Source organism: Streptococcus sp. bf_0095, from assembly GCF_004166885.1.
Lineage (GTDB): Bacteria > Bacillota > Bacilli > Lactobacillales > Streptococcaceae > Streptococcus.
Map to the genome: position 1 here is coordinate 525,657 of NZ_RCYU01000002.1, position 22,870 is coordinate 548,526.

20 protein-coding genes are annotated in these 22,870 nt (G+C 42.5%); 7 read left to right on the forward strand and 13 right to left on the reverse strand.

All coding sequences use genetic code 11. The features are described 5' to 3' along the window. The first annotated feature begins 62 nt into the window (after positions 1-62). Complete coding sequence (locus tag EAI95_RS07050; RefSeq protein ID WP_006596982.1) at positions 63-308, forward strand: hypothetical protein; 246 nt, start codon at positions 63-65, stop codon at positions 306-308. Between the two features lie 240 nt (positions 309-548). Here EAI95_RS07050 and nrdI read toward each other — a convergent pair whose 3' ends face one another. From nrdI to malQ, 4 genes are all read right to left on the reverse strand, one after another. Beyond that, on the reverse strand, positions 549-1,016 hold the full coding sequence (gene nrdI / locus EAI95_RS07060; RefSeq protein ID WP_123160721.1) for a class Ib ribonucleoside-diphosphate reductase assembly flavoprotein NrdI: 468 nt from the start codon (positions 1,014-1,016) through the stop codon (positions 549-551). A gap of 55 nt (positions 1,017-1,071) precedes the next feature. Further along, positions 1,072-1,584, reverse strand: coding sequence for an ABC transporter permease (locus EAI95_RS07065; RefSeq protein ID WP_123160722.1), 513 nt, complete (start codon positions 1,582-1,584; stop codon positions 1,072-1,074). A 173-nt stretch (positions 1,585-1,757) separates the two neighbouring features. Continuing rightward, positions 1,758-4,016: a glycogen/starch/alpha-glucan family phosphorylase gene (gene glgP / locus EAI95_RS07070; protein WP_023027393.1), complete on the reverse strand. Its 2,259-nt coding sequence runs from the start codon at positions 4,014-4,016 to the stop codon at positions 1,758-1,760. Between the two features lie 42 nt (positions 4,017-4,058). After that, on the reverse strand, positions 4,059-5,591 hold the full coding sequence (gene malQ / locus EAI95_RS07075) for a 4-alpha-glucanotransferase (RefSeq protein ID WP_129269758.1): 1,533 nt from the start codon (positions 5,589-5,591) through the stop codon (positions 4,059-4,061). 478 nt (positions 5,592-6,069) lie between these two features. Here malQ and EAI95_RS07080 point away from each other — a divergent pair, with 478 nt between their 5' ends. The 6 genes from EAI95_RS07080 (at position 6,070) to pulA (ending at position 13,643) form a co-directional block, all read left to right on the forward strand. Next, entirely contained in the window at positions 6,070-7,326 is a 1,257-nt protein-coding gene (locus EAI95_RS07080) for an extracellular solute-binding protein (protein ID WP_129822583.1), read from the forward strand. Positions 7,327-7,407: 81 nt separating this feature from the next. Next, a complete protein-coding gene (locus EAI95_RS07085; protein WP_129822584.1) occupies positions 7,408-8,703 on the forward strand; it encodes a sugar ABC transporter permease in 1,296 nt (431 codons plus the stop codon). Between the two features lies 1 nt (position 8,704). Then, complete coding sequence (locus EAI95_RS07090) at positions 8,705-9,547, forward strand: sugar ABC transporter permease (protein ID WP_006596980.1); 843 nt, start codon at positions 8,705-8,707, stop codon at positions 9,545-9,547. 228 nt (positions 9,548-9,775) lie between these two features. Continuing rightward, positions 9,776-10,588 carry a DUF1189 domain-containing protein gene (locus tag EAI95_RS07095; RefSeq protein ID WP_129269754.1) on the forward strand — a complete coding sequence of 271 codons (813 nt, stop codon included), beginning with the start codon at positions 9,776-9,778 and terminating at the stop codon, positions 10,586-10,588. Positions 10,589-10,599: 11 nt separating this feature from the next. Further along, positions 10,600-11,583 carry a LacI family DNA-binding transcriptional regulator gene (locus EAI95_RS07100; RefSeq protein ID WP_129822585.1) on the forward strand — a complete coding sequence of 328 codons (984 nt, stop codon included), beginning with the start codon at positions 10,600-10,602 and terminating at the stop codon, positions 11,581-11,583. Between the two features lie 8 nt (positions 11,584-11,591). After that, positions 11,592-13,643 (forward strand): type I pullulanase, encoded by a 2,052-nt coding sequence (pulA, locus tag EAI95_RS07105; protein ID WP_129822586.1) that lies wholly within the window; start codon positions 11,592-11,594, stop codon positions 13,641-13,643. Between the two features lie 33 nt (positions 13,644-13,676). Here the strand turns inward: pulA and EAI95_RS07110 are convergent, their stop codons facing one another. The 9 genes from EAI95_RS07110 to EAI95_RS07150 all read right to left on the reverse strand — a co-directional run bounded on the left by EAI95_RS07110 (position 13,677) and on the right by EAI95_RS07150 (position 22,796). Next, the gene (locus EAI95_RS07110) at positions 13,677-14,618 is read right to left on the reverse strand and encodes a YitT family protein (RefSeq protein ID WP_048690300.1); all 942 of its coding nucleotides are present in this window, start codon (positions 14,616-14,618) and stop codon (positions 13,677-13,679) included. 70 nt (positions 14,619-14,688) lie between these two features. Beyond that, positions 14,689-16,443 carry an aspartate--tRNA ligase gene (gene aspS / locus EAI95_RS07115; protein ID WP_129822587.1) on the reverse strand — a complete coding sequence of 585 codons (1,755 nt, stop codon included), beginning with the start codon at positions 16,441-16,443 and terminating at the stop codon, positions 14,689-14,691. Positions 16,444-16,543: 100 nt separating this feature from the next. Continuing rightward, entirely contained in the window at positions 16,544-16,780 is a 237-nt protein-coding gene (locus EAI95_RS07120; protein ID WP_173018621.1) for a hypothetical protein, read from the reverse strand. Positions 16,781-16,924: 144 nt separating this feature from the next. Beyond that, positions 16,925-18,193 carry a D-alanyl-lipoteichoic acid biosynthesis protein DltD gene (gene dltD, locus EAI95_RS07125; protein WP_048715048.1) on the reverse strand — a complete coding sequence of 423 codons (1,269 nt, stop codon included), beginning with the start codon at positions 18,191-18,193 and terminating at the stop codon, positions 16,925-16,927. Continuing rightward, positions 18,186-18,425 (reverse strand): D-alanine--poly(phosphoribitol) ligase subunit DltC, encoded by a 240-nt coding sequence (gene dltC, locus EAI95_RS07130; protein WP_006595371.1) that lies wholly within the window; start codon positions 18,423-18,425, stop codon positions 18,186-18,188. Before dltC ends, dltD begins: the two co-directional genes overlap by 8 nt. Before the next feature lie 18 nt (positions 18,426-18,443). Further along, positions 18,444-19,694 carry a D-alanyl-lipoteichoic acid biosynthesis protein DltB gene (gene dltB / locus EAI95_RS07135; RefSeq protein ID WP_129822589.1) on the reverse strand — a complete coding sequence of 417 codons (1,251 nt, stop codon included), beginning with the start codon at positions 19,692-19,694 and terminating at the stop codon, positions 18,444-18,446. After that, positions 19,691-21,241: a D-alanine--poly(phosphoribitol) ligase subunit DltA gene (dltA, locus tag EAI95_RS07140; RefSeq protein WP_129822590.1), complete on the reverse strand. Its 1,551-nt coding sequence runs from the start codon at positions 21,239-21,241 to the stop codon at positions 19,691-19,693. The genes dltB and dltA overlap by 4 nt, the downstream gene beginning before the upstream one ends. Before the next feature lie 14 nt (positions 21,242-21,255). Next, complete coding sequence (locus EAI95_RS07145; RefSeq protein ID WP_006595368.1) at positions 21,256-21,384, reverse strand: teichoic acid D-Ala incorporation-associated protein DltX; 129 nt, start codon at positions 21,382-21,384, stop codon at positions 21,256-21,258. A gap of 146 nt (positions 21,385-21,530) precedes the next feature. After that, on the reverse strand, positions 21,531-22,796 hold the full coding sequence (locus EAI95_RS07150; protein WP_129822591.1) for a S41 family peptidase: 1,266 nt from the start codon (positions 22,794-22,796) through the stop codon (positions 21,531-21,533). Positions 22,797-22,870 lie beyond the last annotated feature (74 nt).

Here is a 22,870-nt window from a genome sequence, read left to right on the forward strand (position 1 = left end):
CACCTATATTTTTAGGGATTATCGCTTCCCTTTATCCATTATCTTACCCTCTGGAGAACCCTATGAATCAAACTGTTTATATTCTTATTTTAGTTAGTCTGCTCATTCTCTTTTTAATCAATAAATACGAGAGAGAAAAACTACAAAAGATTTTACAAGAGCAACTCTTAAAAGATGAAGCCTTCAAGGCAAGCATCAAGGAACAAATCCAAACGACGGAAAACATCAACGATGTCATCCACGCCATCAATAAGGACTATCGCCTCGGCCTCTTGCTTTCGAAAGAAATCACAGATCAATTAAAATAAGCCCTAAAAGAGGAGTCATACAAAATATGACCCCTCTCTCTTCAACCGCAACAAATAAGAGAGTGGGACAGAAATCGGTAATTCGTTAGAATTCGATTTCGTCGTCCCACCTCCGCACAGTTGAGTAGGGCTGTAAAAGCTGATGAAATCAGCGTGGTAGAGCCCACTCAACCACTGCGTCTTGCTCGATAATCCAAAGACAATTGAGAGGCTAGGACTTTTGTCCCAGCCTCTTTTGTTTTAAAGACGATACAAATCTTCTACAATGGCCGCTACTTTTTTGATATCCCCTAGCATTCCTCTCATCTCAAAGTCTGCTAGCATAGGGAAACCAAAGCGTTGGCTGTACTGCTTGGCCGTTAGGCAATATTGATTGTTGAAGTTGCGATTTCCTGATCCTACAACTCCCAAGCATTTAGTGGCATTGTCTCCATAGGCGATAAAGTCTGCTACATCGGTCGTTAAAATTTCCACATCTCCATTATCAACACCATTTCCTCCTTCTAGGTAGGTCGGCAAAAAGGCGATAAAAGGTGTATCAACTTCAAAGAAGGGCTTCCCTTCTTTGACTAGGTCTTTGACATGGATTTTTTCAATGACCAAGTCAGGGTACTGCTCCCATAGATAATCACTGAGACGACGAACAAAACTTTCAGTATTGCCACTTAAACTGATATAGACAAAACATACTTTCATTTTCTTCTCCAATCAGACCAGCTCCTCTTCTTTGTTCCAGACTTGAGGAGTTTTTTAATGCTATGATCTAAGCTTGAAGGTCGCTAACTGGTCTATTTTTCAATTTGTAGAGGAGGATTCCCAAGTAAACAAGGGCTACAACCACACTCAAGACAAGTGCATATAAGCTAGAAGCCTGTAACAAGGTCCGCAATTTGTCTGACGTGATCACAGACATAGAAGAACGATAAGACAAGAAATTATGCAAGCTCATTAAGACAAAGGCACCAATCTGTCCCATATAGGCATAGGTCGCCTTAACAATATCCTTTTTAGACAGGAAGAAATAGGCAACTGCAATCAAGCCCCCAATCAAAAGAGATAGCAACAACCAAGCAATCGGTCCGCGTAAGGCTACGATTAATTTCTCAAGGAAGGCTTTGTATTCTTCCCGTTCAAGAGCAGTGGTTAAGTTCAAAGAAGCTGCCATTTCATCTGTGAGCTCCACTTTAGCCAATCCAAAGAAGGACTGAGCAGTTAATAGAGTTCCCATCGCTGATAGAGCTAGCAAGACATACATATAAATTGGATTTTTCTTCATTGTATTTCCTCGTTTCTAATATCCATAGTATTTATTATAACGTGAACCTTAGGGAAGCGCAAGTTTAGATTTTCCCAGCGATCCTGTGCTAAAAAAGCTCCCTCTAAATCAGGATATGATTCAAAAGGAGCTCTTCTTTCTAAGTATATTGCTTCTAGAATGTCGAAAACAAATTAATTCAAGTGCCAGATATCTTCGTTGTACTGAGCGATTGTACGGTCAGATGAGAAGAATCCTGCTTTGGCAATGTTAACGATGACTTTATCCAACCATGCGTCACGGTCTTCGTAGTCAGCCAACATTTGCTCTTTGACTTTGATGTAGTCTTCCAAGTCAAGAAGGGTCATGAACCAGTCTTTGTTGATCAACTCATTGTGAAGACGAGACAAACGTTCTTGGTTACCAACTGCAAGAACAGCGTCGCTGACGATGAAGTCAACCAATGGTTTGATTGCTTCACGAGCGTAGAATTCGCTTGATTTGTATGCTGATTTTGCGTAAAGGTCGATAACAGTTTCTGAATCTTCACCGAAGATGTAGATGTTTTCGTCTCCAACCAACTCAGCGATTTCCACGTTAGCTCCGTCCATAGTACCAAGCGTCAAAGCTCCGTTCAACATGAATTTCATGTTACCAGTACCTGAAGCTTCTTTAGAAGCCAATGAGATTTGTTCTGAGATATCACATGCTGGGATCAAGAAGCTTGCTGCAGTCACGTTGTAGTTTTCAACCATTACTACTTGTAAGTGTGGAGCCACTGCTGGATCGTTTGCGATGACTTCTGACAAGCAAAGGATCAAGTGGATGATGTCTTGAGCGATTGTGTAGGCAGGAGCTGCTTTACCACCAAAGAAGACTGTGATTGGACGAGCAGGGATGTTACCAGCCTTGATGTCAAGATATTTGTGGATCACATACAAAGCGTTCATTTGTTGACGTTTGTACTCGTGAAGACGTTTGATTTGGATATCAAAGATAGAGTTTGGATTGATTTCTACACCTTGATGATCTTTCAAGTGACGAGCCAATTTACGTTTGTTGTGGGCTTTGATGTTTTCCAATTTTTCTTTGACAGCTGCTTTATCTTCGTATGAGAGAAGGTCTTCCAATTTAGAAGCATCATGGTGCCAATCGCGTCCAAGGATCTCATCCAAGTAGTGAGACAAGCTTGGGTTGGCATGCATGAGCCAACGACGGAAGGTGATCCCGTTTGTTTTGTTGTTGAATTTTTCTGGGTAAAGGTCATAGAAGGCCTTCAATTCAGAGTTTTTCAAGATCTCAGTATGGAGAGCAGCAACCCCGTTTACACTGTATCCATAGTGGATATCCATGTGGGCCATGTGGACACGATCGTGTTCATCAATGATTTGAACAGCTGGATCTTTGTGTTCAGCACGAACACGACGGTCCAATTCTTCAATGATTGGTACTAAGTGAGGAACCACTTCTTGCAAGAATTCAAGTGGCCATTTTTCAAGGGCTTCTGCAAGGATTGTGTGGTTAGTGTAAGCGGTCATGCTACGAACGATAGAGATGGCTTCATCCATTTCGATACCGCGTTCAGTCAAGAGACGGATCAACTCAGGAATGACCATAGATGGGTGAGTATCATTGATTTGTACAACTGCGTAGTCAGCAAGGTCATGCAAGTTGCTTCCTTTTTCGATCGCTTCGTCGAGGATCAATTGTGCACCGTTTGAAACCATGAAGTATTGTTGGAAAATACGGAGCAATTCCCCTTGACGGTTACTATCATCTGGGTAAAGGAAAAGAGTCAAGTTGCGAGCGATATCTGTCTTGTCAAAGTTGATACCATCTTCAATGATGGATGAATCAACTGAATCCAAGTCAAACAAGCGCAAGCGGTTCTTGGTTTCGATCTTGTAACCAGGTACATCGATATCATAAAGCGTAGAAGTCAAGGTAAAGTGTGCAAATGGCACTTGGTAGCTACGGCTTGAACGAACGAGCCAGCTTTGGTCAGTCAACCACGCATTTGGAATGGTTTCTTGTTGGTTGTTTTTAAGGACTTGTTGGAACAAACCAAAGTGGTAGTTCAAACCAACCCCATCCCCTGTCAAACCAAGGCTTGAGATAGAGTCGATAAAGCAGGCTGCCAAGCGTCCCAAACCACCGTTACCAAGTGATGGTTCCAATTCCACTTCTTCGACTTCGATCAAGTCTTTGCCAGCGTCAGCCAATTCTTTTTTGACGTCATCGTACAGACCCAAGTTGATCAAGTTGTTCGACAAGAGTTTACCAATCAAGAACTCAGCTGAGATATAGTAAACTTTTTTCTTACCAGTATTTAATTTCTTTTGGGCACTTGCTTGCTTGGTGTAATTAAGCAAAGCAATGTACAATTCTTCGTTTGAACATTCTGCAATTGTTTTTTGATGATGGTCAATCACATATTTTTGTAATGATTCCATGGTTAAGTGTCTCCTTGTGTTTTAATTAGATAGGGGGAAAGATTATTTTTCTGCTTTTTTCGCTTCTTCTTTCACCAAGTCAGTATTTTCACGACGATAGATGGTTGTGAAATCAAGTAATTCTTGCTCAACAGCAGGAGTCAATTGATCCGCTGTCATCCGCCATGCCCAGTTGCCACCAAGGGTAGATGGGAAGTTCATACGAGCTGAGCCATCCAACTCTAACAAATCTTGCATGGTAGCGATGGCCATAAAGCTGACTGAAGCAAAGACGGTACGAAGCATCGCATGTGGAACAGATTCGTATTCTTTCCGGTTGGTGTAACGAGCAAGGTACTCACGAGTTGGATCGTCAATTTCATTGCGGTACCATCCAAGAACCGTGTTGTTATCATGTGTACCAGTGTACATAACAGAGTTATTTGGCGCTAAGTGAGGGCTGTCGATACTTTCATCATCAGGATTGAAGGCAAATTGAAGAATCTTCATGCCTGGGAAGCCTGTGCGCTCACGAAGCTCAATGACTTCGTCCGTCATGAAGCCAAGGTCTTCTGCGATGATGTTCAAATCACCGAGTTCTTCTTTCACTGCAGCAAAGAGTTTGTAGCCAGGACCTTTGACCCATTTACCTGGTGCTGCTGTATCAGAACCAGCTGGGATTTCCCAGTAAGATTCAAAACCACGGAAGTGGTCGATCCGCACGATGTCGTAGATCTTGAAGCTCTCACGCAAGCGTTCAATCCACCATTTGTAACCATCTTTGTCCATTGCTTCCCAGTCATAGATTGGGTTGCCCCAAAGCTGACCAGTTGCTGAGAACTCATCTGGTGGGCATCCTGCGATGCAGGTTGCTTTTCCATTTTCATCTGTTTTAAAGAGATGAGGATTTGCCCACATATCGCTTGAATCTTCCGCTACGTAGATTGGCATATCACCTACGATCTCAATATGGTTGTCGTTAGCGTATGCTTTCAATTTCAACCATTGTTTGAAGAAGAAATACTGTGTTACTCGATGGTAAGTCAATTTATCTTCCAATTGAGCGCGGTAGGATGCAAGGGCTTCCGGTTGACGTACACGAATCGCAGCGTCTGGCCATTCTGTCCATGCTTTTAATTCAAAGTGCTCTTTAATAGCCATGTATTCTGCGAACAATTCCAACCAAGCTGCATTTTCTTCAGCAAAACGGCTGAAGTCATCCCAATCACCGTTTTCGATAAAAGCTTTAACCGCTTTTTCTAGAAGAGGACGACGTTGTTCGAAGATCTTTGCATAGTCTACTTCTGTTGGGTCTTGACCAAAATCAACACCTTCAACATCAGATGCATCCAAGAGCCCTTGCTCGATCAAGAGATCGAAGTCAATAAAGTGGGTGTTGCCTGCAAAAGCCGAGAAGGATTGATAAGGAGAATCTCCATAACTAGTTGTTCCGAGAGGCAAAATTTGCCAATACCGTTGCTTAGTCCGAACGAGGAAATCGACAAAATCGTAAGCTGCTTGACCAAACGAACCGATTCCATACTTCCCAGGCAAGGATGAAATGTGCATCAAGACACCACTTTGGCGTTTTTTCATTGAGGGTACCACCTTTAGTTTAATATTTTTTGTTTCAAAGAAAAATAGACCAACTTTCTACTCTGTTCTGTTCCAGTTCTCATTCCGACTCTTAGAAGGCATAAGAAGCGACCAACTTTCAGACATAGAAATAAATTTAGCCTATTTATAAATGACCTTAGATCATCGTTATGCAACGTTCAAGGAAAACGTTTGCGTTACGTGTCCATTATAAAGTATTCTTGTGGTTTATGCAAGAGGTTTCCTAAACTTTTATGATTTTTTCTGCGGGTTCACCCCACGCCTAGTTTATCCCTTTCTCATTTTCTTGTCAACTATTTGTGTGTATTTAATAGAAGATAAAAATTTTTAAAAAATTTTTGCACAAAGAGCTTGCAAACGTTTTCTCTCTGTGATATACTATTCGTGTTAAGGAAAACGTTTGTCTAAAACGTTTTCAACTAATAATCTTATTTTTATTCTTTAGGAGGAATAAATCATGAAACGCACAATTCTTCGAAGCGCTGCTGTACTTGGTACAGTTGGATTCGCATCACTTCTTTTGGTAGCTTGTGGAGGCAAAAAAGACGACTCTGCTGCTTCTGAAAACGAGTTGACAGTATACGTTGACAATGGCTACAAAGCTTACATGGAAGAAGCTGCGAAAGCTTTTGAAAAAGAAAGTGGAACAAAAGTAACGATCAAGACAGGTGACGCTCTTGGTGGATTGGACAAATTGTCTCTTGACAACCAATCTGGTAAAGCTCCAGACGTTATGATGGCACCATACGACCGTGTAGGTGGCCTTGGTAACGACGGTCAATTGGCTGAAGTGACATTGAACAAAGACAGCAAGACTGACAAAACAACTGAATCACTTGTAACAAACGGTGGTAAAGTATACGGTGCACCAGCTGTTATCGAAACATTGGTTCTTTACTACAACAAAGACCTCTTGCAAGAAGCTCCAAAAACATTTGGCGAACTTGAAGAATTGGCAAAAGACAGCAAGTATGACTTCGCTGATGAAGATGGTAAAAACACTGCCTTCCTTGCTGACTGGACAAACTTCTACTATGCATATGGACTCCTTTCAGGTAACGGTGGCTATGTCTTCGGTAAAGATGGTACAGATCCAAAAGACATTGGTTTGAACAACCAAGGTGCGATCGACGGTATCGAATACGCAAAAACTTGGTACGCTAAATGGCCTAAAGGATTGCAAGACACTAAAAGTGCTGCAAACTTCATCCAAACTCAATTCCAATCAGGTAAGACAGCAGCCATCATCGATGGTCCATGGAAAGCATCTTCATTGAAAGAAGCCAAAGTAAACTACGGTGTAGCAACAATCCCTACTCTTCCAAACGGAAAAGCTTACTCTGCCTTCGGTGGTGGTAAAGCTTGGGTTATCCCTGCAGGTGCTAACCACCCTGAAGCAGCTCAAAAATTCGTAGACTTCTTGACTTCAACTGATCAACAAAAAGCTTTCTACGATAAGACGAACGAAGTGCCAGCTAACACAGAAGCTCGTGAGTACGCTGTTGGTAAAAACGATGAATTGACAACTGCCGTTGTTAAACAGTTTGAAAATGCACAACCAATGCCAAACATCTCTGAAATGAGTACTGTTTGGGATCCAGCTGCAACTATGCTCTTCGACGCTGTAAGTGGTAAGAAATCTGCTAAAGATGCTGCTGACGGTGCTGTTAAATTAATCAAAGAAACTATCGAACAAAAATTCGGTGGCAAGTAATACAGTTCCCAAGGGGCTGGGAGTGTTTCCCAGCCTTTAGCTGTGATGTGGCCTCTGGTCGCTCACTTATAAGGAGTCGATATGGAAACACAACAAAATCCAAAAAAGGCAATGTGGTTATCCCTCATTCCTGGCTTGGGACAAATCTATAACAAACAGAAAGCAAAAGGATACATCTTCCTTGGTGTAACACTTGTCTTTCTCGCTTACTTTTTCGGTATTGGTTTGGAGGAATTGTCTAAACTCGTTACCCTCGGTACTGTCCGTGGAAAAGATAATTCTCTTTTTATCTTGATTCGTGGGGCCTTCCACTTAATTATCACCGTCGTTTATTTGATGTTCTACGCCTTGAATATCAAAGATGCGGGTACTGTAGCTAAGCGGATTAATAACGGTATTCGAGTGCCGAAGACCCTAAAAGAGATGGTGAATGCTATCTATGAAAATGGCTTCCCATATCTCTTGATCATCCCTTCTTATATTGCCATGACCTTTGCAATCATCTTCCCTGTTTTGGTTACCTTGATGATTGCCTTTACCAACTACGACTTTAAGCATACAGCTCGCTTTACGCTCCTTGATTGGATCGGACTTCAAAACTTCACCAACATGTGGACTTTGAGTACCTTCCGTTCTGCCTTTACATCTGTATTGGGCTGGACCTTGATCTGGGCCTTGGCAGCTTCTACTCTTCAAATCGTTCTTGGTATCCTAACGGCTATTATTGCCAACCAACCATTCATTAAAGGAAAACGCATCTTCGGTGTTATCTTCCTTCTTCCTTGGGCGGTTCCTGCCTTCATTACGATCTTGACCTTCTCAAACATGTTCAACGATAGTATCGGGGCCATCAATGCGCAAGTCCTTCCGCTCTTTGCGAAGATTTTCCCATTCTTGGATGGGGTTCTCATTCCTTGGAAAACTGATCCTACCTGGACGAAGATTGCTTTGATTATGATGCAAGGTTGGCTCGGCTTCCCTTACATTTACGTCTTGACACTCGGAATCTTGCAATCTATTCCAAACGACCTTTACGAAGCAGCCTATATTGATGGGGCCAACGCTTGGCAAAAATTCCGCAACATTACCTTCCCAATGATTTTGGCGGTTGCGGCACCAACTCTCATCAGCCAATACACCTTCAACTTTAACAACTTCTCCATTATCTACCTCTTTAACGATGGTGGACCTGGATCTGTTGGTGGTAATGCTGGTTCGACAGATATCTTGATTTCTTGGATCTATAAATTGACAACGAACTCATCACCTCAATACTCAATGGCTGCTGCGGTTACGTTGATTATCTCTCTGATTGTCATCTCGATCTCGATGATTGCCTTCAAGAAACTGCACGCATTTGATATGGAGGATGTGTAAAATGAAAAATTCAGTTCAATTTAAACGCCGCCTTAATCATTTCTTGACTTACCTCTACTTGGTTGTCCTTTCCATCATCATCATCTATCCATTGTTGATCACGGTTCTTTCAGCCTTCAAAACGGGTAACGTCAGTGCCTTTACACTTGATTTCAGTGGCAGTCTCAGCTTTGATAACTTCCAAAAACTCTTTACGGACACCTTATATGGTACTTGGTATCTCAATACCTTGATCATCGCCATTATTACCATGGTCGCTCAAACATCTATCATTACCTTGGCAGGATATGCATACAGCCGCTACAACTTCTTGGCTCGTAAGCAAAGTTTGGTCTTCTTCTTGATTATCCAAATGGTGCCTACCATGGCTGCTTTGACTGCCTTCTTCGTTATGGCCTTGATGTTGAATGCCTTGAACCACAGCTGGTTCCTCATCTTCCTCTATGTCGGTGGGGGAATCCCGATGAACGCTTGGTTGATGAAGGGTTACTTCGATACAGTCCCAATTTCACTTGATGAATCTGCAAAATTGGATGGTGCTGGACACTTCCGTCGCTTCTGGCAAATCGTCCTTCCATTGGTGCGTCCAATGATTGCGGTACAGGCACTTTGGGCCTTCATGGGACCTTTTGGAGACTACATCTTGTCTAAATTCTTGCTTCGTGACGAAATCAATTACACGGTAGCTGTTGGTCTTCAAACCTTTATCAGTGACCAAAAAAATCAAAAGATTGCCTTCTTTGCGGCAGGTGCGATTCTGATTGCAGTCCCAATCTGTGTGCTCTTCTTCTTCCTTCAAAAGAACTTTGTTTCAGGCTTGACAGCTGGTGGAGATAAAGGATAAGATAAACTTTTCTATAACCTTCCAGCTATGATGAAAAGGACGAGATCTCCTCTCGTGCTTTTCTCCCAGTCACATAAATTTTATCTTTAAGGAAAGGATGGGAGTGGGACAAGGGTAGCAAGTTGATTGATTTGCTACTAGTCTCTCTCCCATCTTTGGTTAAGGATAAAATCATGTTATGCTCTCCATACAAGGGAAATCCATCCCGGAGATTAGAAAGGTCACTTCATGCCCTATCCATTTAATTATTTTTCCAGCCTTTTTCAGGTAAGAAAAGCATTTGCCAACCGCAAACAACTTAATTGGTTCCAAATGATCTTTACCTCACTCTTTCTTCTATCCTTGACCCTCATTCCTGTTGCCATTCAGAATGCAGAACTACAGACCTACCCTTTAACCACCTTCGTTAGTGATGTCTTTGATCCCTTAACAGACGATGTTATGAAGGATTTAAAAGAAAACATACAGATAAATCAGCGAGAACTAGTCTATAACAGTCATTTTGGAGTTCATAAAAATGAGGCTGGTCATGTTATCTTAGGCCATCACGAAGGAACTCAATTAGGAGAAAAATTAACTCTTTATTTCGATAAAAACCAATTGATTGTAAGTAAAGAAAAGAAAGAACTAGCTACGATTCCTTACCAAGCCATCAATCAAGAGAGCATCCAGGACAAAAAAGAACTCACTAAGGCCATTTCCAAAGATTGGTTCCAGGCCAATCGATTGGCTGTTAGCCTCTTTCTCGTCCTCTTCTCAGGTTTCTTATCTGCTGTGAATTTTGCCATTTTAGTATTTGGAGCTTCCTTCTTCCTCTTCTTGACACGGAAGTCACGTCTCTTCTCTCTCAAGACCTTTAAAGAATGCTTCAATTTCACCCTCAACTGTCTAGGATTGCCTATTCTTGCGAGCGTCCTGATCAGTTTAGTATTCCACCAAGTCTTTACGACAACCATCTTGATCCAAAATATCCTATTTGTCTTGTTCCTCGCGCTTGCCTTCTATAAGACTCATTTCCGGGATCCAGATTACAAACCTTAGGGAGGTCCTATATGCGTGTCACTATCAAAGATGTCGCCAAACTTGCCGGCGTTGCACCATCTACCGTTACACGAGTGATTCAAAATAAATCTACCATCAGTGAAGCCACTAAAAAACGGGTTCGTTCTGCCATGAAAGAACTGGATTACCATCCAAACCTCAATGCTCGTAGCTTAGTGAGCCAGTCCAGTCAGGTCATTGCCCTTGTCTTGCCTGATGAAAGTGATGTATTCTTCCAAAACCCCTTCTTCCCTACGGTCCTCCGTGGGATTAGTCAGGTAGCTTCTGACCATGGCTATGCCATTCAGATTTGTACTGGGGTCAATGAGACCCACCGTCTCGAGCAACTCAAACAAATGATTTATGGTAAGCGGGTAGATGGGCTCATCTTCCTCTATTCCAAATTGAATGATCCTCTGGTTGACTTCTGTATTCAAGATAAATTTCCTTTCTTGATTTTGGGAAAAGCAACTTCACCTTTTGTATCCTTAGTGGATAACGACAATGTGAAAGCAGCCTTTGATGCAACAGAATATTTTATCAAGAAAGGCTATCAAAACATCGCCTTTCTTGGAGGAAATAAGGAATTAGCCGTATCCCAAGACCGTTACAAGGGCTACCAAGAAGCTCTTGCCAGTCACCAGATCCCACTTCGTGAGGAATTGGTTAAATTCTCCTTCGGTTTCTTGCTAGAGGAGAATTCCTATCAAATCATGGATACCCTGCCTTTTGAAGAACTAGAGGCACTTATGACAACAGATATTCTGGTTGCTGAAGGGGTTCGGAGGTACTTGAGTGACAAACAGGTCGATCTTCCAATCATCTCCTTTGACTCCATTAAACCACGGATTCCTATTGACGCCTATATTGATATCAATACGGTAGAACTAGGACGTGAATCTGTTAGAACCTTACTCCAAATTATTAAAGACAATAAGGAAAACAAAACTGTTTGCTACAGACAACTCATTGAACATTCGATTATTGAACTTTAGGAGAACCTATGACCACACACTTTGCAGCTTATTTAGATGACCAAGACTTGATTCGCATGGAAGGAGGAGAGAACGTAACGGCCTTTCTTCCTTTTACATTGACGTCTGGTTCGAAAGCGATTGAACTCTTGCCGACAGAGGAAGAAAAAACTCTTCGAAGCCCCCTTCCCATCGACATGAGTCAAAGCTATACTCTCTCCAACGCTAAAGGGGAAACCTGTCTCCTTCAATACCGGGATATTGTCCGTCAACCGATCTTTGATCAGCTATATGCTTATGATGGAGAGGATTTAGGAGCTCATTACTCAAAAGAAAAAACGACCTTTGCCTTCTGGGCTCCCATTTCTCAAGAGGTTGAGCTCTTGATCAACCAAACTACCTACCCGATGGAGCGGACAGAAAAAGGAGTTTGGCGTCTAGAACTTGAGGGAGATTGGGAAAAAGCCTCTTACTACTACCAACATCAAGTCAACGGTGTAACCCATATCGTTCATGATCCTTATGCTCTTTCTTCTGAAGCCAATTCAGGAGCTAGCTATGTCATCGACCGACACAAGATTGAACGCCCCATTCAGAGAGCCACAACCCAACTAGATCCGACTCAGGCCATTATTTATGAATTGAGCGTCCGGGACTTCTCCATGCAAAAAGAAGCTGGTTTCCAACATCCTGGAACCTTCCCAGCCCTCTTAGAATCTCCTAAGCATGGAGACCAGACCTTTGGCTTTGACTATTTGAAATCACTTGGCATTACTCATGTCCAACTCATGCCCCTCTATGATTTTGGAAGCGTAGACGAAACAAATCCTACTGCTGGTTATAATTGGGGCTATGACCCTGTGCAATACAATGTTCCTGAAGGAAGTTTTAGTAGCCAGCCAAATGATCCTTACCAACGGATCCTAGAGTTGCAACGGGTGATTGATGCCTATCATAAGGCCGATCTCAGCCTCATCATGGACGTGGTCTATAACCATGTTTACCTCTCTGATGAATTTGCTTTTGAGCGGATTGTCCCAGGCTATTTCTATCGCTATGACCAGGATCGCCAACGAACCAACGGAACCTTCTGTGGCAACGATGTAGCCAGCGAGAGAGCCATGGTGCGCAACTACATCAAGCAGTCAGTCAAGCAGTGGGTTCAACTCTACGGCTTTGATGGTTTCCGCTTTGACCTGATGGGTATTCTTGACCGCCAAACCATGATGGAAATTCAAGAAGAATTAGCAGCCATTTACCCCAACATTTACCTTTATGGAGAAGGCTGGAAGATGGATACTGGACTGGATCCTGAACTCCTGGCCCATCAATACAATGCCAGTCAACTTCGTCCGTATGGCTTCTTTAGTGACAACTTCCGTGATACCATTAAACGAAGCATCCTGAACGAAGGACGTGTAGACAGTCACTATCAGGCCAATGACCTGGCTAATATTTTGACTGGTAACGTCGGACTCAAAGGAGCCCCCCACTTTGTGCGTCCTCAACAGGCAATTAACTATGTGGAATGCCATGATAACGCAACCTTCTTTGACTACCTCAAGGTTGAAAATCCAAACATTTCAGAGGAGGTGCGTCAGGCTAAAGCTCGACTTGGCTTGCATCTCGTCCTCTTGGCTCAAGGAGTTCCCTTCCTACATGCTGGTCAAGAGTTCTATCGCAGCAAGGGCTTAGAAGAGAATACTTACAATCTTCCAGATGCTCTAAATCAACTAGACTGGCTTTCTTCTACAGCTTATGAAACAGATATTCAGTTCCTGCGTGAATTGATTGCCTATCGAAAAGAGGAAGAGCTCCTTCGCTTTGACAAGGCTCAAGATATACGGGATTACTGCCAAGTCACTTGGATCTCAGAGAAGACCTTCTCTTACAGTATTGAGAAAGACGGTCGTAAGTTGCTTATCTTGGTCAACCTTGGGGATCAAGAATGGACTTATCGACTCAAACAATCAGCAAGATTAGTAATTGCCTACCCTCATGTGTTTGGGAGAGAGCAAGAGCTTTCTCAAGAAGAATTTACCGTTCCAGGCTATGGTTGGATCTTGGTAGAACAAGCATAAAAAAATTCCTGCAAGAACTTCTTGCAGGAATTTTTAATCTTCTACTTCGACAAAACGTCCAATAATATGAACATTGTCTGAAATTGTTATAAAAGCTTGAGGGTCTGCTTTTTTCATTAAAAATTTAAACTCATTAAACTCTGCTCGGGTAATAACCGTGAGTAAGACGGCTTTTTCCTGATGATTATAGGTCCCTTCAGCATTATGGATAATGGTTGCCCCACGGTGCAATCGTTTATGGATTTTCTCAATAATCTTATCCGGTTGGCTAGTGACAATCATGGCTTGCATCCGCTTCTGCTTGGTAAAGACAGCATCTGTCACTCGACTGGAAACAAAAATGGTAATCATCGAATAGAGGGCATACTTCCAACCAAAGGTCATCCCTGCTATCAACATGATGGTCCCATTGACGATAAGAGAAATTTTGCCGACGTTCTTGCCCGTTCGCTTTCGAATGGTCAAACTGACAATATCGGTTCCCCCACTGGAGATATTATTCCGAAGAGCAAAACCAATCCCTGTCCCCATAACTACACCCCCAAACAGGGCGTTCATGATAGGGTCATTGGTGAGCGTAACTACTGGGACAAATTGGATAAAGAAGGAACTCATGGACACCGTGATAAAGGTGAAAATGGTAAACTTATGGCCAATTTGATACCAGGCGATGATCATTAAGGGTAGATTAATGGCATAAAATGACAAGGAAACAGGAATGGTAAAGCCCAAAAATCGATCACTAAGGGCCGAAACAATCTGTGCTAAACCTGTCGCGCCACTCGAATACACACGTCCCGGCTGGAAAAAGAAGTTCACAGCAATCGCAGATAAAAATCCATAGACCAATGAGGCTGAAATCTTTTCATCATACTTTTCGCGGGAAATACTTTTCAAGACCCGTAATAATTTAAAATTATAAGCAATTCTTCTCACATAATAACGTAAGATCTTACCTAAGCGAGTTTTTTTCATGACTATCTCTCAATTTATAAATAAAGGGAAAATCACAGAAGCTACTTCTGCTGATTTTCCGCTTTTATTCTTACTCCTCAGTTTTGACTTCTACTTGTAGACTCAACTCTTCCAGTTGTTTGGTGGCTACTGTAGAAGGAGCTTGGGTCATTGGATCTGTTGCCTTGTTGTTCTTAGGGAAGGCAATCACTTCACGGATATTCTCCTCACCAGCTAACAACATGACAAAACGGTCCAAACCAAGAGCCAATCCACCATGTGGAGGGAAACCATAATCCATAGCTTCTAGCAAGAAACCAAATTGCTCAGTCGCATCTTCTTTAGAGAAGCCGAGAGCCGTAAACATTCGTTCTTGCAATTCTTTTTGGTTGATCCGGAGACTTCCTCCTCCAAGTTCGTAACCATTGAGCACAATGTCATAGGCAATGGCACGTACCTTGGCAAGATTGCCCTCTAATTCATGAGCTGTATCTGCTTGCGGAAGTGTAAAGGGATGGTGGGCACTCATGTAACGGCCTTCTTCTTCAGACCACTCAAACATTGGCCAATCTACCACCCAAAGGAAGTTGAATTGACTGTTGTCAATAAGGTCTAATTCCTTGGCAATTCTACAACGAAGAGCACCTAGGGTTGCATTAGCTACTTCTAGTGTATCCGCTACAAAGAGGACCAAATCTTTTTCTTCCAACTGTAAAGCACTTGTCAACTCTGTTGTCACATCTGTCAAGAACTTAGAAACTGGACCGTTTAAAGCACCATCAGCTACCTTGACCCATGCAAGACCTTTAGCCCCATATTGTTTGGCTACTTCGGTTATCTTATCGATATCTTTACGTGAGTAGTTGTCTGCTGCTCCTTTGACCACAATGGCTTTCACTGTTGGAGCTTCTGAGAAGACCTTGAAGTCTACACCCTTTACAACTTCTGTCAAGTCTGTCAAGAGCATCTCAAAACGAGTATCTGGCTTGTCAGATCCGTAAAGAGCCATCGCATCATCGTACTTCATCCGTGGGAAAGGAAGGGTCACTTCAATCCCCTTGGTTTCTTTCATGACACGCGCGATTAAACCTTCCGTTATATCTTGAATTTCTTGCTCTGTCAGGAAGGAGGTTTCTAAATCGACCTGTGTAAACTCAGGTTGACGGTCTCCGCGTAAATCTTCATCACGGAAACACTTAACGATTTGATAATAGCGGTCAAAGCCAGCATTCATCAACAATTGTTTCGTGATTTGAGGGCTTTGAGGCAAGGCATAAAAGTGACCCTTGTTAACACGAGATGGAACGAGATAGTCACGCGCCCCTTCTGGAGTTGACTTGGAAAGGAAAGGTGTTTCCACATCAATAAATTCCAGCTCATCCAAGTAGTTCCGGATAGAGTGGGTTACCTTGGCACGCAATTTCAGATTTTCCAACATCTCTGGACGACGCAAGTCCAAATATCGAAAGCGTAGACGGGTATCGTCGTTAGCTTCAATGCCATCCTTGATCTCAAATGGTGTGGTTTTTGCCGTATTAAGGACAGTCAAGGAAGAAACGTGCAATTCAACCTGACCTGTTGCAATTTTATCATTAGCTTGCTGTCTGGCAGCAACTTGACCTGTCACTTCGATCACATATTCGCTACGAAGGCTCTCGGCCGTTGCCATTACTTCCGAACTGACTGTTTCCGGATTGATGACCAATTGCATAATCCCTTCACGGTCCCGCAAATCAATAAAGATCAAGCCACCCAAATCACGGCGTCGACTTACCCATCCTTTGAGGGTCAGTTCTTGTCCAATGTGTTCCTCACGAACACGTCCAGCATACATGGAACGTTTCATTGTATTTTTACTCTCCAAACTAATATTCTTCCTTCTATTTTACCATAAAGCCTGTCAGATAAGTGCTTTTCCAGAGATTTTTCCAGAAAAAACAGTTCTTTTATCCAGCTTCTTTCCCGGTAGGAGTTTTCTCTTGTTTGGCCTCTTCATCGTATAGGGTTGGGGCCAAGATTTTCATCAGACTAGCTGTTCCAAAACGCATGATAGCTGCCAAGACTCCAAATATTGGAGCCAAGTTACGGAAAAAGAAGTCTCCTCTGATGAATTGGGTGATGAGGCCCGTAATGAGAAAGATCACGATTCCTTGAAGAATCGCATAAACAGCTATTTTCTTCATTGTTTTCATGGTTTACCAGTTTCTCTCTTTCTAGTAGATAGACTTATCCACAAGTCTGAGGATAAGTCTGTGAATATGGGGATAAGTTTCTTTAAAACTATAGGAAAAAAGGTTGAGACTGGGTATTCTCAACCTCTTCGCATCTTACTTAAATTGATCCGGCTGACCTTTATAGTTAGCCCAGTCCTGACTTAAGAAACGATTGTTAATCTTGTATTCAGGGGCCGGTTGAGGGTTGGAGACAAAAGGATCAACTGCCTTATCAAATGCCAACCATCCATTCCAGCCCATATGAATGGTGTCCTGCATAAAGTAGGGTTTATCACCATCTTTAGAAAAATCAGCAATATGGGTAAAGCCTTGACTTTCTAGTTGGTAACGGATTTTTTCAACTGTCCGTTGATACATTTCTTTACTCAAGCCTGTATAAGCCATCCATTTCGAGTTCACTGGAGGGATGACAAAGATGACATTGGTTTTAGATTGAGCAAACTGATCCAAGACCAGTTGTAAATCATTGTATTCTGGGGATTGTTCATAGGATTCATTCTTTTGGAATCCTTTGAGTTTCTTGAGCTTACTCGCAAGACGATGAGTATAAAAACTATTACTAATGCCTAGTTTATTATTATTGGTTTTCTTTTTGGCTTCCGCCGTCGCCACCTCTTCCAAGGCTTCGTAAGAAAATGTATCTGGCAAGTCGTTTAAGCGAGAGAGAACTTTCTTCTCATAGTTGCTATTATTCATTGCCGTGAAGGTGCTAAAGAAGGCATCCTCCCGACGAACAAAGCGCATGAGGGTCTGATTGAGACCTTTTTCAAAACTAGATAGATTTTGACCTTTGGCTAGCTTCTGAACTCCTCCCTGCATAGCAACATTAGGGTACTGCTGCAAGAGACGAGATGCCGCATACTGGCTTGCTGGTCCAGCTTCCTGATTGGCCAAAAAGCTCGTTAATTGGTCACTGTTAAAGTATTGCTGAAAGGCCGATGAATCATAACCATCCTTCGTAAACCACTGGGGCGATACCACATAGACAGCCGTTTTCCCTTCTAGTTGAGGAAGAATTTGCTGCATCCCAAAATATTGGTTCAAGGACGCTGCCCCTCGTTGTCCTAAAAAATACGGACGATAAGAGCGATCATACTTCTCTGCTAGTACTGCTGGATGGACGATGTCAAATCGCAACCATTCGCTGGAACCAAAGAAGGGTACAAAACGATAGTTGGGATCCCCGAGCGCTTCTTCCTTACGGGCACGACTTTTAAAGCCTTCTGCCGTCAAGCTCACTGCGGCCTTTTTCTCCTCTGTCAGATTATGTTTGTGGTTAATCGGATAGAAAAAGAGAAGAGTAGCGACAAGAGCCATGGCGCAAAAGACTGGACCCAGAATCAGCCACAATCGTTTAAGCATTCTGAAGCTCCATGACACCTTCTACGATTTTGTTGGCAGTATTCCAGTCATCACGACCAAATTCAGATACTGGAACCCGAATATCGAAGCGGTTTTCCAATTCAACAATCAACTCAACGGTTCCCATGCTATCAAGAACACCCGCATCAAAGAGATCCTCATCCATCATGTCTGATACATCTTCCATAAACAATTCGTCAATAATTTCAATTACTTGTGATTTTACATCCATTTTTCATTTTTCCTTTTCTTATTTCATTTTTGGAAACCATTGCTGATCCAAGAAACCTGAGAAGATCAGGAAGGACAGCATAACGGTGTTGAAGGTAATAAAGATTCCAAGAGCCTGCGTCCAGCGATTATCTGGCAGGGGCTCCAGTCCTTTTGCTTTGCGCTCTTTATTCAGTGTCTTCTTCTTCCGTAGCCAGGCATCATTGATCACGAGACCTAGACCGTGGAAGAGACCATAGGCTACATAATACCAGGTCACTCCATGCCAGAAGCCCATGACCAACATGTTAATAATATAGGCAACGTTTGACGTTGTAATCCGGCTCTGAAAGACCTTGTTGCGCATCAAAACCATGACTAGACGCATAAAGACAAAGTCACGAAACCAGAAGGACAAACTCATGTGCCAGCGATTCCAAAATTCCTTTAAATCACGTGATTTGAAAGGGAGATTAAAATTGATCGGGCTCTTAATTCCCATCAAATTAGATGCCGCAAGGGCAAACATAGAATAGCCTGCAAAGTCAAAGAAGAGATCCAAACCAAAGACATACATGACCCCTAAGGTGCCTAGGTTAAAGATTCCCCCTTGAAGAAGGGCATAGGTCTTGACGTGTCCTAGTAAGAGATGGCCAAAGATATGAGCTAGAATAAACTTATAGAGGAAGCCAAGCATGATATACTTGACGCTCTGCTCCAACATATCTAGAAGCTCATCTCGATCCGGAATCGTCAGATAATCTTCATTGAAGCGTTTGAAGCGGTCGATCGGCCCACTTGAAAAAGTCGGCATAAAAAGCAAGAAACGCAAGAATTCCCAGAGACTAAAGTCTTTGAGGGTTCCGTCTCGCATCTCGATAATCATACCCACTGCTCGGAAGGTCAGATAAGAGATCCCAAGGAAGCCCATCCAAGACTGGGTGCCATCAATGGCTGGTTGCACCTTCACAAAAACCAAGGGCAAAACGACCAAGAAAGAGTGGAGGTAAAAAACCCACTTGTTATCACGCTGGCTTCGATAGAATTTATAGGAGTAGACCCAAAGGATTTGCCAAAAGAGGTAGAAAAGAACCGCATAGATTTGTTTCAAATCCGTCCCTGTCAGCATTAGAACAATAAAGGTGAGACTGACCAAGGCTTCATAGACTGGGAATCGCTTTTTAAAGAAGAGGCCAACAAAGATGGGCAATAAGGCCCCAATCAGATAAATAAAGTAGACCGGGGTCCCATAGGGTTCTAAATGAGGGAGCTGTTTCAAAAACTCGATCATCGGTTGTTAACCTCACTAATCAACCCTTTGATGTCGATCTTCCCGTTTGGAGTTAGCGGTAAACTATCACGGTAAAGGAATTTTGAAGGCATCATATAAGACATCATGATGTGTTCCAAATCTTCCTTGATGGCTTTCGTAATATCAATCTCGCGTTCAAATTGCTCTTTGACGCCATCTTTTAAGATGACATAGGCCAAGAGATTTTGAACCTTATGATCTTTGTTGTAGCGTGGCACTGCAACAGCCGAGTCGATGTACTGAGATTTGTTCAAGTTTTGAGAAACATCTTCTAGCTCAATACGATAGCCGTTAAACTTGATCTGGAAGTCCATTCGACCACCATAGAGAAGAAGACCTTCATCTGTCATGGTACCAACATCTCCCGTATGGTAGGCTGGAAGTCCTTCAAATTCGAAGAAGGCTTCTGCTGTTTTCTCTGGATTATTCATATAACCTTTTGAAACAGCCGGTCCAGACACGATGATCTCTCCTTGCTCTCCATTTGGCAATTTGTTTCCTTCCTCATCAATAATGAAGGTTGGAGAATCTTCTTTAGTATAACCAATTGGCAAGCGTTTAAGAGTCGCTAGCATTTCATCTGTGATAGCAACTGCCGACAAAGCTACCGTCGCTTCCGTTGGTCCATAAGCATTGATAATCCGAGCATTTGGGAAACGCTCGCGCAGTTTTTGAGCCGTTTTAACCGTTAACTCTTCCCCATCAAAGTAGAAATGGGTAATGCCTGGCATCTTTTCAGCATTGAAATCTTCAGACAACATGGCCATATCTGCAAAAGATGGCGTTGAAGTCCAGATAGCAATCGGAAGAGAAAAGATGGTCGCAAAGAGTTGTTTAAAGTCTTGAGTAATGGCTGATGGAAGGGCAAAAAGGGTCCCTCCAAGAGCTAAGGTCGGTGCCCAGTACATGACAGACAAATCAAAGGAATAAGGTGGTTGGGCCAACATTTGCGGACGCTCTGGCGTCGCAAATTCCTTGTCTGTAATCATCCAGTTGGTGAAGCTGAGCAAGTTGTCGTGTGAAATTTGCACCCCTTTTGGTTTTCCAGTTGTCCCCGAGGTAAAGATGATGTAGTAGTTATCATCCCCCTTGACCGGATGTTGCAAGTCATACATATTCTGAGCCGCATAAGCTTCACGCACTTGCTCCAAGGACATGACTGGAGCAGCTGGATTTTCAATTGGAAACTCATTGATGGCGATAATTAAGCTTGGATCAGCCACTTCAACAATAGCAGACACGCGCTCCAAGGCAGAGTGGCTGTCAATTGGGATATAGGCGTGGCCAGACTTGGTCAGGGCCACAAAGGTTGCCAACATTTCATATTCTTGTCCACCAAAGACCACAACAGGTGACTTTTCAGGAAGTCCCATTTGGTCAATGTGGGCCGCTAAGCTATCTGAATCAGCCTTCAATTGGCCATAGGTATGCTCTTCTCCAAGGACATTGTAGACAGGATAGTCTGGTTGTAGTTGGGCGTAATGTTCAATCGCCTCAATCATATCAGTAATTGGTTGGTTTGACACGGTAGGGATCTCCTTTAGAATTCATTGTAGATAAAGCCACCCTGACCTTGACCAAGGTAACTAAAGAAATAGAGTAGGGCTAAGAAAATAGCGAAATACAAAATTGTTTGCCCTATAAATTTATAAAGTGTTTTATGTTTCATCTTTTTCACTCTTCATTTTGATTTTCACTGACTATTTTACCATTTTTTGTTCAGTCATAGCAATCCAAACACAAGGAAAAAATACTAGAAAACGTTACCATAAGAGACGATTACTATCCTGATTTAAGCCAACCGCTATCTAAGCATTATCTTGCCGTTTCGAAACTCTGACGAATCAACTCCAAACACTTGTCTAGATCTACATCTCTTTCAAAATAGTCGGGACTCCAGGGAACCTCTATATCCGGCTCCACACCTTGATCCGTCATTCCTTTTCCTTGATCCAAGCTTAGACAGCGAGAGGTAGGAAACATCAATTGATAATCGCCATAATCAACAGTACAACAATTGGAATAGTCTAAAATTCCTAGAGTTGGTCTACCTACCACCGTTACCTTCTTAAACTGCTTCATCATCTGGACAAAATTATCACCAGATGATCCACAATAAATATCTGATAAGATAAAGATCCGTTCAGGATAGTGGCCACCTCTAACCTCTGGGAAGAATTCCTCGCTTTCTTGCTGATACGGTACATAGCCTTTCCCCCGATGGCAGAGCAACTCCTCTTTCATAGCTTCAAGCAGTTTAGCTGTTTCAGGACTAATTTCTTCCTGTTGCATCCAGTCCTCAAAATCCTTCAAGCGTAAGTCGACATTGCGTTCCGTATAGAGAATTTCCATGCCATCATCGTCCCAGTCAAGCGAATCATAGCCCTGATCCTTCTCTAAGCCTAGATGTAACAGAGGAAGATATAGAGAATCTGTCCCTCCGCCGTTCTGCCGGACATCGATGAGAAGAAACTTGACCTCCGTCATCATCGGTAAACACTCTTGATATACCCGACTAATGGCTACTTCATCCATAAAATTATCCAGACGAAGATAAAGAATCTCATCGTCTAATTGTTTCCAAAAAATCTGATCTTGGATTGATTCTCGACTGGGTACTACTTCAATGGTATGTTCTACCCCTTCCCGAAGCAGGGTGACCCTTGTGGACTGAGAGATCAAATCTGCCCATTCTCGGTAGTGTCTTTCAGGGGTCTTGCTGATAAAATAGTCCTTATGAAGAGAGGCTACTTGCTCCAAGTCACTTCCATCCAAAGCTAAGATCTGATCTCCTACTTGAAGTCCCGTATCTTCATTTGCCCCTTCTACAAAGAGACCGTCGTCTGTCGAGCGCAATAAAAAACCTTTGTTGGGGGCCTTTTTCTTTCCAAAGGAAACATGGCCGATCACTCCAAAACTAGCTAGGTAGGACCTGACTTGATAAAGAAAGGCATCATCCGTCATATCATCTGTAATTTTTTCTCGAAAAGGCTCTGGATCGCATCCTTTTCTATCTTTGATGGTAGATGAATCGTGAGTCATAATAGAGACGACATCTTCAAAAATAGCAGTCTTTTTCATAAAGGATCCCTTCAATTTTTTAGAAACAGTATACCACTTTTCCTTAAAAAGTTCTTAAAAGCCTAAAAAGCTAT

What these genes read in the sequence shown, in the direction of transcription:
- dltB (WP_129822589.1), bottom strand. Translation starts at nt 19,694, where the DNA reads ATGATCGAGTTTTTGAAACAGCTCCCTCATTTAGAACCCTATGGGACC.
- EAI95_RS07065 (WP_123160722.1), bottom strand. Translation starts at nt 1,584, where the DNA reads ATGAAGAAAAATCCAATTTATATGTATGTCTTGCTAGCTCTATCAGCG.
- dltD (WP_048715048.1), bottom strand. Translation starts at nt 18,193, where the DNA reads ATGCTTAAACGATTGTGGCTGATTCTGGGTCCAGTCTTTTGCGCCATG.
- glgP (WP_023027393.1), bottom strand. Translation starts at nt 4,016, where the DNA reads ATGGAATCATTACAAAAATATGTGATTGACCATCATCAAAAAACAATT.
- EAI95_RS07100 (WP_129822585.1), top strand. Translation starts at nt 10,600, where the DNA reads ATGCGTGTCACTATCAAAGATGTCGCCAAACTTGCCGGCGTTGCACCA.
- EAI95_RS07085 (WP_129822584.1), top strand. Translation starts at nt 7,408, where the DNA reads ATGGAAACACAACAAAATCCAAAAAAGGCAATGTGGTTATCCCTCATT.
- EAI95_RS07090 (WP_006596980.1), top strand. Translation starts at nt 8,705, where the DNA reads ATGAAAAATTCAGTTCAATTTAAACGCCGCCTTAATCATTTCTTGACT.
- EAI95_RS07050 (WP_006596982.1), top strand. Translation starts at nt 63, where the DNA reads ATGAATCAAACTGTTTATATTCTTATTTTAGTTAGTCTGCTCATTCTC.
- EAI95_RS07110 (WP_048690300.1), bottom strand. Translation starts at nt 14,618, where the DNA reads ATGAAAAAAACTCGCTTAGGTAAGATCTTACGTTATTATGTGAGAAGA.
- dltC (WP_006595371.1), bottom strand. Translation starts at nt 18,425, where the DNA reads ATGGATGTAAAATCACAAGTAATTGAAATTATTGACGAATTGTTTATG.
- malQ (WP_129269758.1), bottom strand. Translation starts at nt 5,591, where the DNA reads ATGAAAAAACGCCAAAGTGGTGTCTTGATGCACATTTCATCCTTGCCT.
- EAI95_RS07095 (WP_129269754.1), top strand. Translation starts at nt 9,776, where the DNA reads ATGCCCTATCCATTTAATTATTTTTCCAGCCTTTTTCAGGTAAGAAAA.
- EAI95_RS07145 (WP_006595368.1), bottom strand. Translation starts at nt 21,384, where the DNA reads ATGAAACATAAAACACTTTATAAATTTATAGGGCAAACAATTTTGTAT.
- EAI95_RS07150 (WP_129822591.1), bottom strand. Translation starts at nt 22,796, where the DNA reads ATGAAAAAGACTGCTATTTTTGAAGATGTCGTCTCTATTATGACTCAC.
- EAI95_RS07120 (WP_173018621.1), bottom strand. Translation starts at nt 16,780, where the DNA reads ATGAAGAAAATAGCTGTTTATGCGATTCTTCAAGGAATCGTGATCTTT.
- EAI95_RS07080 (WP_129822583.1), top strand. Translation starts at nt 6,070, where the DNA reads ATGAAACGCACAATTCTTCGAAGCGCTGCTGTACTTGGTACAGTTGGA.
- pulA (WP_129822586.1), top strand. Translation starts at nt 11,592, where the DNA reads ATGACCACACACTTTGCAGCTTATTTAGATGACCAAGACTTGATTCGC.
- aspS (WP_129822587.1), bottom strand. Translation starts at nt 16,443, where the DNA reads ATGAAACGTTCCATGTATGCTGGACGTGTTCGTGAGGAACACATTGGA.